This is a genomic window from Actinoallomurus rhizosphaericola, assembly GCF_024055675.1.
In the GTDB taxonomy this organism is placed as follows: Bacteria; Actinomycetota; Actinomycetes; order Streptosporangiales; family Streptosporangiaceae; genus Actinoallomurus; species Actinoallomurus soli.
Genome location: NZ_JAMXMW010000022.1, coordinates 148,202 through 162,127, shown reverse-complemented (window position 1 = coordinate 162,127; position 13,926 = coordinate 148,202). Strand labels below are relative to the sequence as shown.

11 protein-coding genes are annotated in these 13,926 nt (G+C 73.8%); 2 read left to right on the top strand and 9 right to left on the bottom strand.

The features are described 5' to 3' along the window. Positions 1-18: 18 nt before the first annotated feature. The 3 genes from orn to NE234_RS36855 form a co-directional block, all read right to left on the bottom strand. Positions 19-615, bottom strand: a complete 597-nt coding sequence (gene orn, locus NE234_RS36865; RefSeq protein WP_252785586.1) for an oligoribonuclease — start codon at positions 613-615, stop codon at positions 19-21. A gap of 20 nt (positions 616-635) precedes the next feature. Continuing rightward, positions 636-1,235, bottom strand: coding sequence for a hypothetical protein (locus NE234_RS36860; protein ID WP_252785585.1), 600 nt, complete (start codon positions 1,233-1,235; stop codon positions 636-638). A gap of 896 nt (positions 1,236-2,131) precedes the next feature. After that, positions 2,132-2,791 carry a pyridoxamine 5'-phosphate oxidase family protein gene (locus NE234_RS36855; RefSeq protein ID WP_252785584.1) on the bottom strand — a complete coding sequence of 220 codons (660 nt, stop codon included), beginning with the start codon at positions 2,789-2,791 and terminating at the stop codon, positions 2,132-2,134. Between the two features lie 68 nt (positions 2,792-2,859). On the opposite strand from NE234_RS36855, the gene pdxR reads away from it, so the two are divergent. Then, positions 2,860-4,269, top strand: a complete 1,410-nt coding sequence (gene pdxR / locus NE234_RS36850) for a MocR-like pyridoxine biosynthesis transcription factor PdxR (RefSeq protein ID WP_308206970.1) — start codon at positions 2,860-2,862, stop codon at positions 4,267-4,269. On the opposite strand, the gene NE234_RS36845 is transcribed toward pdxR, so the two are convergent. After that, positions 4,193-4,882, bottom strand: a complete 690-nt coding sequence (locus NE234_RS36845) for a hypothetical protein (protein WP_252785583.1) — start codon at positions 4,880-4,882, stop codon at positions 4,193-4,195. The genes pdxR and NE234_RS36845 overlap by 77 nt on opposite strands. 326 nt (positions 4,883-5,208) lie before the next feature. On the opposite strand from NE234_RS36845, the gene NE234_RS36840 reads away from it, so the two are divergent. Beyond that, the gene (locus tag NE234_RS36840) at positions 5,209-6,276 is read left to right on the top strand and encodes a phosphotransferase family protein (RefSeq protein ID WP_252785582.1); all 1,068 of its coding nucleotides are present in this window, start codon (positions 5,209-5,211) and stop codon (positions 6,274-6,276) included. Between the two features lie 33 nt (positions 6,277-6,309). Here the strand turns inward: NE234_RS36840 and NE234_RS36835 are convergent, their stop codons facing one another. The 5 genes from NE234_RS36835 to NE234_RS36815 all read right to left on the bottom strand — a co-directional run bounded on the left by NE234_RS36835 (position 6,310) and on the right by NE234_RS36815 (position 13,764). Further along, positions 6,310-7,101: an isocitrate lyase/PEP mutase family protein gene (locus tag NE234_RS36835; RefSeq protein WP_252785581.1), complete on the bottom strand. Its 792-nt coding sequence runs from the start codon at positions 7,099-7,101 to the stop codon at positions 6,310-6,312. A gap of 95 nt (positions 7,102-7,196) precedes the next feature. After that, on the bottom strand, positions 7,197-8,675 hold the full coding sequence (locus NE234_RS36830; RefSeq protein ID WP_252785580.1) for an RNA polymerase sigma factor: 1,479 nt from the start codon (positions 8,673-8,675) through the stop codon (positions 7,197-7,199). 213 nt (positions 8,676-8,888) lie between these two features. Beyond that, positions 8,889-10,346, bottom strand: coding sequence for a sigma-70 family RNA polymerase sigma factor (locus NE234_RS36825; protein ID WP_252785579.1), 1,458 nt, complete (start codon positions 10,344-10,346; stop codon positions 8,889-8,891). A 186-nt stretch (positions 10,347-10,532) separates the two neighbouring features. Then, positions 10,533-12,218 (bottom strand): AMP-binding protein, encoded by a 1,686-nt coding sequence (locus NE234_RS36820; RefSeq protein WP_252785578.1) that lies wholly within the window; start codon positions 12,216-12,218, stop codon positions 10,533-10,535. Between the two features lie 82 nt (positions 12,219-12,300). Continuing rightward, the gene (locus NE234_RS36815; protein WP_252785577.1) at positions 12,301-13,764 is read right to left on the bottom strand and encodes a sigma-70 family RNA polymerase sigma factor; all 1,464 of its coding nucleotides are present in this window, start codon (positions 13,762-13,764) and stop codon (positions 12,301-12,303) included. Between the last annotated feature and the right edge of the window lie 162 nt (positions 13,765-13,926).

The following is a 13,926-nucleotide window of genomic DNA, read 5'->3' as shown; positions in this document are numbered from 1 at the left end:
GTAGCGGCTTTCGGGACCTCATCGGTCACCGATATTCGCCGCGATGGCGCGGGCCGTCTCGGAGTCCGGTCCCGGCTGGGGAACGAACACGGCCTCGCGGTAGTAGCGGAGCTCGGTGATGCTTTCGGTGATGTCGGCGAGGGCGCGGTGGCCGCCCTTCTTCTCGGGACTGGCGAAGTACGCCCGGGGGTACCAGCGGCGGGCCAGCTCCTTGATCGACGACACGTCGATCATGCGGTAGTGCAGGTGGGCGTCCAGGGCGGGCATGTCGCGAGCGAGGAAGGACCGGTCGGTCGCGATGGAGTTGCCGCACAAGGGGGCCTTCTTGACCCCGGGGACGTGGGAGCGGACGTACTCCAGGACGCGGTTCTCCGCCTCCGCCAGGGTGATGCCGCCGGGCAGCACGTCGAGCAGCCCGGAGGCCGTGTGCATGTCGCGCACGACCTTCGACATCTGCTCCACGGCGTCCTGGGGAGGCTTGATCACCAAGTCGATGCCCACGTCGAGGATGTTGAGCTCACTGTCGGTCACCAGGGCGGCGATCTCGATCAGCGCATCGCGCCGCAGGTCGAGCCCGGTCATTTCACAGTCGATCCAGACCAGCCGGTCGTTCATGACCTTCACCATAAGTCCTGTCAGGACACTTTGAGTGAGGTCAGGAGCAGATCGAGGTCGCCCTGGCGCTTGTGACTGTCCGGAATCGAGACGTAGAACTCCGCCGGCGCCTGGCCGTTCCCGCGGTCGACGAGCACGAGCGCGGCCGTCTCCGTACGGAAGTTCCAGTGCTGTGACCCGGCCTGGGGGAAGGCCAGCCGGACCTTGAGGAGCCAGCCGTCGTGTCCGCCGACGGGGTGGGACTCGGAGGCCAGGTCCTGGCGGGTGTGGGCGGGGTAGGCCGCCGGCTCCAGGGCCGCGAAAACGGTCTTGGCCTTGGTCTGCAGAGGGTCGGTGGAGATGTCGGTGCTGACGCCGCTGTAGACGCTGGCGAGGTACGGCTGGCCGTTCTGGAAGTCGGCCATGACGGTGGCGGTCTCGCCCTGGTCGAAGCCGAGCTTGCCCAGGGTGCCGCTCGGAGTGACGGTCTCGGTCCGCCACGTTCCGCCGAGGCGGGGGTAGGAGATGCCGGCCTGGGCGTCGGTGATGGTCGCGACGACCGGTGACCGGCCGGTCTTGTCGTCGCTCCCGCCGAAGACGTTCGTGGCGAGGAGGACCGCGACGACCGTGATGATGATCATAACGGCGGCGCCGCCGCCGATCAGGAGGGGGAGCCGGCCGCGGCTTCGGCCGGCCTCCGGTCCCGGGTGGGCCCACGGCGGCGGGGCCGCCTGGCCCGGACCCGCTCCCGGCCAGCCCGCCTGCCCCGGACCCGCCTGTCCCGGACCCGCTTCGGGCCAAGCCGCCTGCCCCGGGGCCGCTCCCGGCCAGCCCGCCTGTCCCGGACCTGATCCCGGCCAGGAGGGCTGTCCCGGGCCCGCTCCCGGCCAGGCCGGAGCGCCTCCCGGGCTCACCGGTCCCCAGGCGGGTGGGGCGGCCGCCGTGCCCGGGCCGCCCCACGTCTGCGTCGCCGGCCCACTCCCGCCGGGGCCTTGCCATGCCTGCGCGCCCCCGCCGGGGCCCTCCCAGGCCTGCGTCGCCGGTCCGGCCGCGCCAGGGACTCCCTCTTCGGCCCTCGGAGCGGGACCACTCGCGTCCGAGCTCCCCTCGGCCCGCGCGGCGGATGCGCTCGCGTCCGGACCGTCCTCGGTGCGCGCCGTGGATCCGCTCGGGTCCGGAGCTCCCTCGTCCCCCGCGGCGGGTTCACTCCCGTCCGGGCCTCCGTCGGCCTGCGCCGCGGGATCGCTCGCGTCCGGGCTCTCCTCCGCCCGCGCCGGAGGTCCGGCCGCCTCCGGGTTCCCTTCCGCTCGCGCGGCGGGCTCGCCCGGGCCGGAGGCCGCCCCCTCCTGGGGTGGCGGTCCGCCGCCGGGCGGGGCCCACGCCGGCGCGCCGTCCCAGGGCGCCTGGGGGCCTCCGCCGAACGGTTGCGTCGTCTGGGTCCACTGGTGGCCGTCCCACCAGCGCAGAAGTGCCGGATCACCGTACGGATCGCGGTACCAGCCCGCAGGAGTCATGGGGTCAGGGTATGTGGGTCATATCACTCTTCGGAATACCTGATCCCCGGCCGCAGCCGAGGGTCGGGAACCGGCTCGCCGAGGACCTCCCGGACCGGCAGCACGCCCGCCCAGACGTCCAGCGCGTAGTCCTCCTCCTCGTCCCCGGGCGGGCCCTGGCGGAGCTTCACCGACGCCTCATCGAGCGGCAGGGCGAGGACGGCGGTCGCGGCGAGTTCCTTGCGGGTGGGGAGGCGGGCGACGTCCCAGCGGCCGGGGGTGAGGTTCTCCACCACGGCGCGGAGCCCGGCGAGCTTCTCGTCCGGGTCGGTGACGGGCCGGGGCCGTCCGTAGATCACGGCGCTGCGGTAGTTGAGCGAGTGGTGGAAGAGCGAGCGCGCCAGGACGAGCCCGTCGAGGTGGGTGACCGTGACGCAGATCTCACCCTCCGTCCGCAGGCTGGCGGCGCCCGTCGAACCATGCAGGTAGAGAGTGTCCCCGGCGCGGCCGTACCCCGTCGGCAGGACCCGCGGCGAGCCGTCGACGATCACACCGAGGTGGCAGATGCGCCCGGCGTCGAGGACGTCGTACAGCGCCTGCCGGTCGGTGGCGGCGCGCTCGGAGAGGCGGCGCACCCGGGTGCGCTCGGTGCCGGAGATCGCGGGAGCGGCAGGGGGCGCCTCGGACGGCGGCGGAGTGGTCATGGCCACGACGGTAGGGTCGAAGTGGTCTGACAGGTATGGCCACTTCCGCACCGAAAAAAGGAACCACTTTGTCGCGGGACCACTTCGACCTGCCCCTCGTCGTCGATCGCGAGGCCGGGATGCCGCTCAGCGTCCAGCTCGGCGGGCAGTTGCGCTCGGCGATGGCCGACGGGCGCCTGAAGGCCGGCGAACGGCTCCCCTCGAGCCGGGCTCTGGCGTCCGCCCTGGGCGTCAGCCGCACCGTGGTCACCGAGGCGTACGAGCAACTGTACGCCGAGGGCTGGATCGAGGGCCGGCACGGATCGGGCACGTACGTCGCCGACATCGCGCCGCCGAGCGGCGGGTTCCTCCGCGCGGCCCGGCCGGTGCCCGCCGACCCGTCGCCGGCCGAGGGGGCCGTCATCGACCTGCGACCCGGCATCCCCTGGATCCACGGGCTGGACACGCCCGCGTGGCGGCGCGCCTGGCGGCTGGCGGCGACCGTCACCCCGGCCGGGCGGCCGGACCCGCGCGGCCTGCCCGGGCTGCGCGCCGCGCTCGTCGACTACCTGCGGCGCAGCCGCGGCGTCTCGTGCCCGGTGGACCGGGTCCTGGTCACGCGGGGCGCCACGAACGGCCTGGATCTCCTCGGAGCCGTGGTCCTGCGGCCCGGCGACCGGGTCGGTGTCGAGGAACCGGGCTACACCAAGGCGCGGGCGACGCTGGCGACGCGGGGCGCGGAGGTGGTGCCGTGCCCGGTGGACGAGTCCGGGCTGATCGTCGACGCGCTGCCCGACGGGCTCCGCATCGTCTACACGACGCCGTCGCACCAGTACCCGCTCGGCGGCCGGCTGCCCGTGCCGCGCCGTCAGGCGCTGCTGGCGTGGGCGCGGCGCAACGGCGCGCTGATCGCCGAGGACGACTACGACAGCGAGTTCCGGTACGACGTGGCGCCGCTGCCCGCGCTGTACGGGCTGGATCCGGAGGTGACGGTCTACCTCGGCACCACCTCGAAGACGCTGGCGCCCGACGTCGGCGTCGGCTGGCTGGTGGCGCGCCCGGATCTCGTCGCGGCGATCACGGCCCTGCGGGAGCGCGTCAACGACCGTACGGCGGCGGTCCCCCAGGAGGCCGTGCGCATCCTGATCGAGCGCGGCGACCTGGACCGGCACGTGCGCCGGATGCGGGCGGAGTACGCGCGGCGCCGGGCGGCCGTGGTCGACGCGCTCGGCGACCTTCCGCTCCGGGGGGAGACCGCCGGGCTGCACATCGTCCTCGAACTGCCGCCGGACGCCGCGACCCTGGTCGTCGAGCGCGCGGCGGAGCGCGGTGTCCTGCTCGACACGATGGAACGCCGGTTCGGCGGGCCGCCGGCCGTGCACGGCATCGAGATCGGCTATGGCGCCGCCACGCTCGCGCAGGTCAAGAGCGGCTGTTCGCTGATACGTGCGCTGGTCCGGGAGGCTCTCTCCGGTCCGGCGCGTGCTGCCGCCGGCTGAGCAGCGCGTCGGGGTCGGCCGCGGCGGTCTCCTCACCGGGCGCCACCCGGGGCCGGGGAATCCCCACGGGCGCCTCCGGACCGGTGATCTTCGAGGTGTCGATCCGGCCGGGATCGGAGGAGGACGCCCCGGGCACCTGGGAGGCGCCGAAGTGTCCGCCGCGCGCCCAGGGCCGGCGCCCGCGGACGGCGTCGTACGCCTCCGGCCGGGGCAGCGGCGGGCCGGCGGGCCAGCGGCGCGGCACGTGCCATCCGTCGAGCCACCCGACGATCCTGTCCAGGCCGCTCAGGGGCCCCGCCGTGAACGGCTCGTGGGAGAGCCCGACGACGAGGATCTGGACACAGACGCGGCCCTCGCGGCCCACCTCCCCGGGAAGGAACCTCGCGGCCCGCGTGGCGGGCACCATCTGCACGATCTCGCCGCTGCAGGGGTTCCACACGAGGTGGGCGCTCTGTCCCTGCTGCTCGAGGCGCTGGGCCACCGAGCGGGCGGAGATCCGGCGCGGGTCGTTCTCGCTGGTATGCCAGACCGCACGAGGCGCGCCGCCCTTGAGCGATCCACCGTCATGCGCGGTATGCAGGCGTCCGGCGCCAGGCAGCCATGCGTCGGCCACGGTCTGTTCCCCTCCATCGGGTCGGATCCTTGCCCGGATGGTGTTGCAGCTGATCGGGAAATTCGCCCCACTTAAGGCGCATTTGAGGGTGACGGTCACCTTTCTAGTTCCTGATACCCCAACGGGTCGAATGCCTACCCCTGGTGACTCTTCGTTGCCCCCTCCGGCCGGATCCGGTCGGAGCCGGGCCGGTTGGCGTCCCCGACCCGAGTCGCGTTCTAATAGGCGCTGAGCAGCGCACGACCTGGTGGGCGCTGAGCGGCGCGCGACCGGCCGGCCGTGCGCCGCGGACCGAAGGGGAGGGGCTCATGGACGAAGGAGGTCTCATGGCCGAGCAGGTGGCCGGAGTACCGGGGATCGACGTCCCGCGCCTGTCGTCCTGGCTGGCGGACAACCTGCCCGGCGGCGACGCCCCCGTCACGGGCATCGAGATGCTCGCCGGAGGCCGGTCCAACCTGACCTACCTCCTCCGGCTCGGCGACCGGCGCGTCGTGCTGCGCCGCCCGCCGCTCGGCCACGTGCTGCCCACCGCGCACGACATGCGCCGGGAGCACACCGTGCTGTCCGCGCTGACCGGCAGCGACGTGCCGGTGCCCACCCCGCTGGCGCTGTGCCTGGACGAGGACGTCATCGGCGCGCCCTTCTACGTGATGGAGCACGTCGAGGGCAGGGTGCTGCGCACCGTCGAGGACGCCGCCGACGTCACCCCCGAGCAGGCCCGCGCCCTCAGCGAGCGCCTGGCGGACGCCTTCGCCGCCATCCACCTGCTCGACGTCGACAAGGCCGGGCTCTCCGGCTTCGGCCGCCCGCAGGGGTACATGACCCGTCAGCTCGCGCGCTGGCGCAAGCAGTGGGACGCCTCCTTCCCCGCCGACCCCACCGCCGGCGACGACGTGCGCGCGTCGTACGAGCGGCTCGTCGAGCGGCTCGCCGCCCGCCTGCCGGGCGACGGGATCAGCGGCCTCGTGCACGGCGACTTCCGCCTCGACAACGCGCTCGTGCGCCTGACGCCCGAACCCGAGATCGCCGCGGTCGTCGACTGGGAGATGTCCACGCTGGGCGACCCGCTGTCCGACCTCGGGCTGACGCTGGTCTACTGGACCGATCCCGGCGACGACGAGCGCGGCGCGATCCCCGTCGGCTCCACCGTCACGACCGCGCCCGGCTTCCTGTCGAGCGGGGAGTTCGCCGACCGCTACGCCTCGGCCACCGGGTACGACCTGGCCGACCTGGACTTCTATGTGGCGTTCGGCTGCTTCAAACTGGCCGTGGTGCTGGAGGGCATCCACGTCCGGTACCTCCAGAAGGCGACGGTGGGCGAGGGCTTCGACCAGATCGGCGCGTCCGTGCCGATCCTCCTCGACCGCGCCCACCGCACCCTCGACGAGGGCTGAGTCACCGATCCGCACGGCGGATCGGGGCCGCCGTCACAGGTCAGGGGTCTCGCCGGCGTGGAGCCGCCCGGCGAGGCCGGCCAGCAGGGTGAGCGTCGCGCGCTGCAGGCCGGGCCCGAACGTCACCCGGCGCACCCCCAGCTCGCCGAGCCGGGCGAGGGAGGGCATGCCGGGCCGGTACAGCACGTTGAGCGGCGCGGGGATCCGGTCGGCGAGCTCGGCGATGGCCTTCTCGTCGGAGACCGCGATGACGAAGACGCCGTCGGCTCCGGCGTCGACGTAGGCCCGGGCGCGGCCGGCGGCCTCCTCCAGACGCTCGGCGTCCGACGCGTCGGGCAGCGCCGCCGTGGCGTACACGTCGACCCTGGCGTTGATGAACAGTTCGCCGTCGGCGTCCCGCAGCGCGGCGATCCGCTCGGCCTGCGCGGCCACGTCGGCGAGGACGCGGCCCGCGCCCGGCGCGCCGTGCGCGGTGTCCTCGAGGTTGCAGCCCGCGGCGCCCGCCTCGCGCAGCCGGTCGGCGAGCTCGGCCGGCGGCAGGCCGTACCCCGCCTCGGCGTCGACCGACACCGGCACGTCCACGGCGCGGGTCACGCGGCCCGCCGCGGCGAACATCTCCGCGTACGGCGCCGCCTCCCCGTCGCCGTAGCCCAGGCTCGCGGACACCGCGGCGCTGGCGGTCGCGATCGCGGCGAACCCGGCGTCCACGAGCACGCGGGCGCTGACGGCGTCCCAGGCGTTCGGCAGGATCAGGGGGAGTCCCCGGTCGTCCGGGTGCTTCTCGTGCAGGGCGCGCAGCAGCGCCTTCTTGCCAGGCAGGTCCATGGACCGACCGTACGGTCCCGGCACCGCCACCGGTATGGCCACTCGGCGGCGATGGCCGGGGACCACCCGGCGGCGCCGGCCGGGCACCCGGCGGGTCAGTACCCGCAGCGCCAGCTGATGTAGGCGACGGCGCCCGAGGAGAAGGTGACCGAGCCCTGTCCCCGGCCGCACCGGTCGCCGCGGCTGACGGAGAGAGAGGTGCTCGTGCCCGCGGCGAGGTTCCCGCTGCCGCCGGTGCTGACGCGGTAGGTGTCCACCACCGCCCAGGTCACGGGGCCGCCGTCCGCGTACAGGGTGATCTGGCACGTGTAGCCGTAGCCCATGTTGCACCCCGAGACGACGAGCCTGCCCGGCTGCGATTGCGAGGGGGGTTTCGGGTGCGTCGGCGGGGGACCGGCGGGCGGCCTGGTGTGGTGGGTCGGGGCGGTGGTCCTGGCGTGCTTGGACTTCGTCGGCGTCGGTGTCGGTGTCGCCGAGCTCGGCGTGGCGGAGGGCGTGGGCGTCGGCGTCTCCGACTTGGTGGGCGTGGCGCTCGCCGCGTGCGAGGTCATCGAGCCGTCGTCGGTCGGGGATCCGCCCGGGGTGGAGGCGGCGGCGGCGCTGCCGGCGGGCCGCTCGCCGTTCGAGCCGCCCGACCCGGAGGACACGAGCAGGAACCCGCACAGGAGCAGGACGGCGCAGGCGGCCGCTCCGCCGACGAGCCACACGGGCGTGGCCGTGCGGCGCCGCTTCTCGGGCGCCGGCTCGGCGGGCGGCGGCGGGGGCTCGAAGCGCATCGCGATCGTCGCCCGGGTCGGAGCGTGCTCGGGGGAGAACGCCGTGGCCAGGACGCGCCCGCGCAGGTCCGCGGGGGCGGCGGCGGCCGGCATGGCCCGCAGCAGCCGGTCGGTGGCGACCGCGCCGTTCACGTGCAGGGCGCAGATCGGACAGCCGGCGACGTGTTTGGCCAGCTCACCGCACCGCTCCGCGTCGAGCCGCTCGCCCGGCGGGCCCGCCAGCGCGGGAACGGTCGGGCAGTTGTCGCGGCCGGTCGTCGCGACGACGACCGCGGCGAACGCGGCATCGAGGTCGCCCCGCGCCTGCTCGACGAGCACGGAGGTCTCTTGCGGCGTCGTTCCCAGCACCTCGGACAGCTCGTGCGGGTCCAGCTCATGCCGTATCGCCAGGTCGAGCGCCTCGCGCTGGGCGGGTTCCAGCACCGCGAGCGCGGCGCGGAGGAACTCGAGGGTCGCCGGGTCCAGGCCGTCCGCGCCGCTCTCCGGCGCCCGCCGGCGCTCCGCCGGGAGCTCGCCGTGCGACAGGCGGCGCAGGCAGTCGGCGCGCGTCGTCGCGTACAGCCAGCCCCGGAACAACCGGGGGTCGGGAAGCGCGGCGATACGCTCCCGCACCGCGATCAGCGAGTCGTGTACGGCCTGCGCGGCGCTGTCCTGGTCGCGCAGCAGGACGTGGCAGTAGTCGAACAGCCGTTCCGCGTACGCGGCGTAGAGCTGCGCGATGGCGTTGGTGTCCCCGGCGTCGAGTGCCCGCGCCAGCCGCTGGTCCTCGGCCCTGTCGATACTCGGCCACCCGGCCACGTCACCCTCCCCACTGCTCGATTCATCCCGCAGAGCCCAGATGTCCCAGGCGCACCGTCAGTTCCCGAATACTGCCACTAACACCCGCCTTATGGCTGGCTTCCGCCACGAATGTGTTCACGCCGGCTACGCTTCGCCGCCGGTTGTGGAGCGTGGAGATTCTCGCCGGGTGTGGCCGAAATCCGGTGCGTCGGGGTGCGGAGCCGGCCGGTGTCAGCAGTCCCAGTGCACGTCGGCCGACGAGCCCGGCGAGAAGGACACCGACCCGGTGTTCTCGGTGAAGCACCAGTCCTTGTAGGTGCGCGAGACCGTGACGTACGCGGAGTCTCCGGCGCCCAGGTCGCCGTCGCCGCTGGCCTGGACCGCACCATTGGTGCCGCTCACCGCCCAGTGCACCGGACCGCCCTTGGCGGTCACCCGGACCTTGCAGCGGCCGGAATACCGCATGTCGCATCCGGCCACGGTCAGCGTCCCGGTGGTGGACGACGGCTGTGGGGCGGAGGACGCCGGGGCCGGAGCGGTGGTCCTGGGCCTGCCGAGAGTGTGCATCGGCTTCGGAGTCCTGCTCTTCTTCGGCGTGGGGGTGGGTGTCGGGGTCGGCGTGTGCGGCTTCTCGGACCTGCTCGGTGACGGGCCGGTGGGGGAGGACTCGGACGGATCACCGCTCGGCGAGCCGCTGGACGGTGCGGCGGCGGCCTGGTTGCCTGAGTCGGCCTTACCGCCCGAGCCGGGTAGCACGAGGAAGACCCCGGTGAGGGCCAGCACGGCGCAGGCGGCCGCTCCCAGGGCGACCCACATCCCGGCCCTGCGACGGGTCTCGTCATCGTCGAACTCGTCGGCGTGCGGCGCCGGCCGCGGCGGGTCGAAGCGCCCCGCGACCGCCGCCCGCAGGCCGGCGTGCTCGGGCGTCACGGTGCCGAGCACGCGCGCGCGCAGGCCGGCCGGCACGGCCGCGATCGGCATGGCGTGCAGCAGCCGGGCGGTCGCCACCTTGCGATTCGCGCGCAGGCCGCAGATCGGGCAGTTCCCGATGTGGCGGGCCAGCCGGCCACAGGCCTCGGCGTCCAGCGGCCGATCCGCCGGGCCCGCCAGCGCGGGGACGCTCGGGCAGTCGTCGCGCCCGGTCGCCGCGACGACCACGGCGGCGAAGGCGTCGTCCAGGTCGTTGCGAGCCTGCTCGACGAGCAACGTCACGTCCTGCGGCGTCGTGTTCAGCACCTCGGCGAGCTCGTGCGGGTCGAGCTCGTGACGGAGCGCCAGATCGAGCAACTCGCGCTGGGCGCTGCTCAGCACCATCAGCGCCGCGTGCACCAGCCGGCGGGTCGACTCGTCGATCTCCACGAGACCTTCGGCCTCGCGCGCCTTCCGCCGGTCCTCGGGAATTCCGGTCTCGGCGCGGCGTCGCAGGCACTCGGCGCGCGTCACGGCGTACAGCCAGCCTCGGAACAGCCGGGGATCCGGTAGCACCGAGCCCCGCTCCTGCACGATGATCAGCGAGTCGTGCAGGCCCTGGGCGGCCAGCTCCTGATCGCGGAGCAGTACGTGGCAATAGTCGTACAGCCGTTGCGCGTACGCCTCATAGATCTCGGCCATGGCGGTCGGGTGGCCCGCCCGGAGTGCCTGCGCCAGCCGCTGGTCCTCGGCCCTGTCGATGGTCGGCCACCCGGCCACATGTCCTCCCGTTGCTCACCTGCCACAAGCGACACAGACGCCCCAGGGGCGTCTTCGGTTTACGCATCCTGCCATCGATCAAGGGGTGATAGGTCAGTTTTGGTGGCGAATGCGGCATAGTGGGCAACGCTCTGTGATCACTTTTCGCGTCGTGCAGGAAAACCTGACGCTGAGTGACCGAAACCGTCAGGACCTCAGGTCCGGAAAGTCCTCCTCGCGGTACTCGCCGGCGCGCCGGTCCGCATCCTCCAGCCCGCGCAGCTCGACCCGCCGGATCTTCCCGGAGATCGTCTTCGGCAGCTCGCCGAACTCCAGGCGGCGCACTCGCTTGTACGCGGCCAGCCGCTGCCGGGAGTGGGCCAGGATCGAGCGCGCGGTCTCGGCCGTCGGCTCGTGACCGGCGGCCAGCGAGACGTACGCCTTCGGCACCGCCAGGCGCACCGGGTCGGCGGCGGGCACGACGGCGGCCTCCGCGACCGCCTCGTGCTCCAGCAGCACGCTCTCCAGCTCGAACGGCGAGATCTTGTAGTCCGAGGCCTTGAAGACGTCGTCGGTGCGCCCCACGAACGTGACGTAGCCGTCCGCGTCCACGGAGGCCACGTCACCGGTGTGGTAGTACCCGCCGTCCATCGCCTCGTCCGTCCGCCCGGACGCGTCGCGGTACCCCGCCATCAGCGCGACCGGGCGCTCGGACAGGTCGATGCACACCTCGCCCTCGTCGGCGGGCTCCCCGCTCACCGGGTCGATGAGCGCGATCCGGTACCCCGGCAGCGGACGGCCCATCGACCCGGGCTTCAGCGGCTGCCCCGGGGAGTTGCCGATCTGCGCCGTGGTCTCGGTCTGGCCGTAGCCGTCCCGCACCGTGAGCCCCCACTGCTCGCGGACCTGGTCGATGATCTCCGGGTTGAGCGGCTCGCCCGCCGCGACGGTGATGCGCAGGTTCAGATTCCAGGACCGCAGGTCCTCCTGGATCAGCATCCGCCACACCGTCGGCGGCGCGCAGAACGTCGTCACCTCGCACCGCCGCATGACCTCCAGCAGCGCGGGGGCGCTGAACCGCGCGTAGTTGAGGACCAGCACGCACGCGCCGGCGTTCCACGGCGCGAAGACGTTGCTCCACGCGTGCTTGGCCCAGCCGGGGGAGGAGACGTTCAGGTGGACGTCGCCGGGGCGCAGGCCGATCCAGTACATCGTCGACAGGTGCCCGACCGGGTACGACGCGTACGTGTGCTCGACCAGCTTCGGCCGGGCGGTCGTCCCGGACGTGAAGTACAGCAGGAGCGTGTCGCCGGCGTTCGTCGTCGTCCCGGCCGCGTCGTACGGCTCGTGCCCGTAGGCGTCGCCGTACGCGAGCCAGCCGTCCGCCGTGCCCACGCAGATCCTCGTCCACTCGCCCGTCAGGTCCGCGAACTTCGCCGTGTCGGCCGCCCCGGTCACGACGTGCGAGACGCCGCCGCGGGCGATCCGGTCGCGCAGGTCGTCGGGGGTCAGCAGGGTGGTCGCCGGGACGACGACGGCGCCGAGCTTCATCGCCGCCAGCATCGTCTCCCACAGCTCGACCTGGTTCCCGAGCATCAGCAGGATCCGCTCGCCCCGCCGTACGCCCTGAGCCCGCAGCCAGCCGGCCACCCGGCTCGACCGGTCGGCGAGCTCGGCGAACGTCAGCTTCAGCTCCGAACCGTCCTCCTCGACGATCCACAGCGCGAGACGGTCGGGGGTCTCGGCGGCGAGCACGCCGTCGAACCACTCCAGCGCCCAGTTGAACTCGGCGACCTCGGGCCAGCGGAAGTCACGGTAGGCGGTCTCGTAGTCCTCGGCGTTCGCCAGCAGGAAGTCACGGGCGGATCGGAATGCGGCCACGTCAGGAGTCATGGGCCGCATCCTGACACTCCGGCCGCCCGTTGCGTAAGGACCCGATCACTCCCAGATCGGATTTTCCGTCCGACCTGGGCGTTCAGCAGGTCCAGGACAGCGCGACCGCGCCGCTCGGCGTGAAGCTGACGCTCGCCTGCTCGACCGGCGTCTCCTGCGCGCAGGCGGTGGCCTTGTCGGCCGTGACGCCGAGCGTGACCGACCGTCCCGGCGGGAGCTTGCCGCCGGTGGGACCGTCGATCCTGGCGTACGGTCCGGCGCTCGCCGTCCAGTGGACGACGCCGTTGCGGGCGGTCAGCGTGACGGTCTTCGCGTCGCCTGAGCCCTCGGCGGCCACCACGAGCGTGCCGGGCACGGGCCTCGGCGACCTGCGCCTCCGGGTGTGCGTCGGTGTGGGCGCCGGCCTCCGCGTGGTCGCCGTCGGCGTCGGGGTGGGCGTCCTGCTCGTACGCGTCGGGGTCGGGGTGGGCGTCGTTTCGCTCGGCGTGGGGTCCGGTGAGCCGGAGTCGCCGGTGTCGTCGGCCGGCGGGCTGTCGGAGGGGGAGGCGCCCGTGCCGGCGGCGACCGGACGGCGGGCGCCGCCCGACGGGTGCTGGGCGGACGAGCCGCCCGTGACCAGGAAGACGGCCCCGGCGACGAGGAGGACGCACGCGGCCGCGCACACGGCCGGCCACAGGCGGGGAACGCCGCGCCGGTCGTCGTCGCGGGCCGGCCGTACGTGGTCGAGGCTGGTCGGCCAGCCCCAGGCGTCGAACGGCTCCGCGCGCCGGGCGACGCGCGCACGGGCCTCGGACAGGTCCGGCGCCGCCGACGCCAGGACCACGCCGCGCAGCTCCACGGGGAGCGCGGCCACGGGCATCACCTGCATGAGCCGGTTCGTCGAGACCTTGCGCTTGCGGCGGTCCCGGCAGGTCGGGCACGAGGTGATGTGGCGGACGAGCTTGCGGGACACCTCCGGCGGCAGCGGCCACTCGTGCTCGTCCACCAGCGCGGCGACGCTCGGGCAGTCGCCCCGGCCCGTACGGGCGATGATCGCGGCGGCGAGGGCGTTGTCGAGCTCGTCGCGCGACTCGGCCACCAGCTCCAGGGCCTCCTGGGAGGAGATCCCCAGAACGCCGGCCAGCTCCTCGGCGGCCAGCTCGTGGCGGACGGCGAGGTCCACGGCCTCGCGGTGGCGGCCCGGCAGGCCGGCCAGCGCGCTGTGCACGAGCTTGCGGGTCTCGAGGCGGCGGTTGCGCTCCTCGGCGTCGAGGAACGCGTCGTCGGCCTCCTCGGCGGCGGGGTGCCGCTCCTCGGGCGTCTGCGGGTCGCGCAGCCGCCGCACGCACTCGTTGCGCACGAGGGCGTAGAGCCAGCTGCGGAACCGCTCCGGCTCCCGCAGCCCGTCGATGTGCGCGAGCGCCACGATCAGCGAGTCGCGCAGCGCCTCCGCCGCCAGATTCTCGTCCCGCAGCAGCGCGTGACAGTAGTCGAACAGGCGTGGCGCATAGATGTCGTAGATCTGGGCGAGCGCGGTGGCGTCGCCGGCGCGCAGCTCCTGCGCCAACCGGCGGTCATCGACGCGACCGAGACTGGGCCAACCGGCCACAGCGACCTCCCGGAGGTGTGGTGTCGGACGCGCCCCCGGAGAAAAAAGAAGGAGGCCCGACGCCCCGCTCCCGTCGGGCCTCCGTAAGAGAGACGCAGCGGCGGCCACGGAGGTTCACCG

Excerpts from the sequence above, each read along its gene's own strand:
- orn (WP_252785586.1), bottom strand. The coding sequence starts at position 615 with ATGAACGACCGGCTGGTCTGGATCGACTGTGAAATGACCGGGCTCGAC.
- NE234_RS36860 (WP_252785585.1), bottom strand. The coding sequence starts at position 1,235 with ATGATCATCATCACGGTCGTCGCGGTCCTCCTCGCCACGAACGTCTTC.
- NE234_RS36855 (WP_252785584.1), bottom strand. The coding sequence starts at position 2,791 with ATGACCACTCCGCCGCCGTCCGAGGCGCCCCCTGCCGCTCCCGCGATC.
- NE234_RS36840 (WP_252785582.1), top strand. The coding sequence starts at position 5,209 with ATGGCCGAGCAGGTGGCCGGAGTACCGGGGATCGACGTCCCGCGCCTG.
- NE234_RS36835 (WP_252785581.1), bottom strand. The coding sequence starts at position 7,101 with ATGGACCTGCCTGGCAAGAAGGCGCTGCTGCGCGCCCTGCACGAGAAG.
- NE234_RS36820 (WP_252785578.1), bottom strand. The coding sequence starts at position 12,218 with ATGACTCCTGACGTGGCCGCATTCCGATCCGCCCGTGACTTCCTGCTG.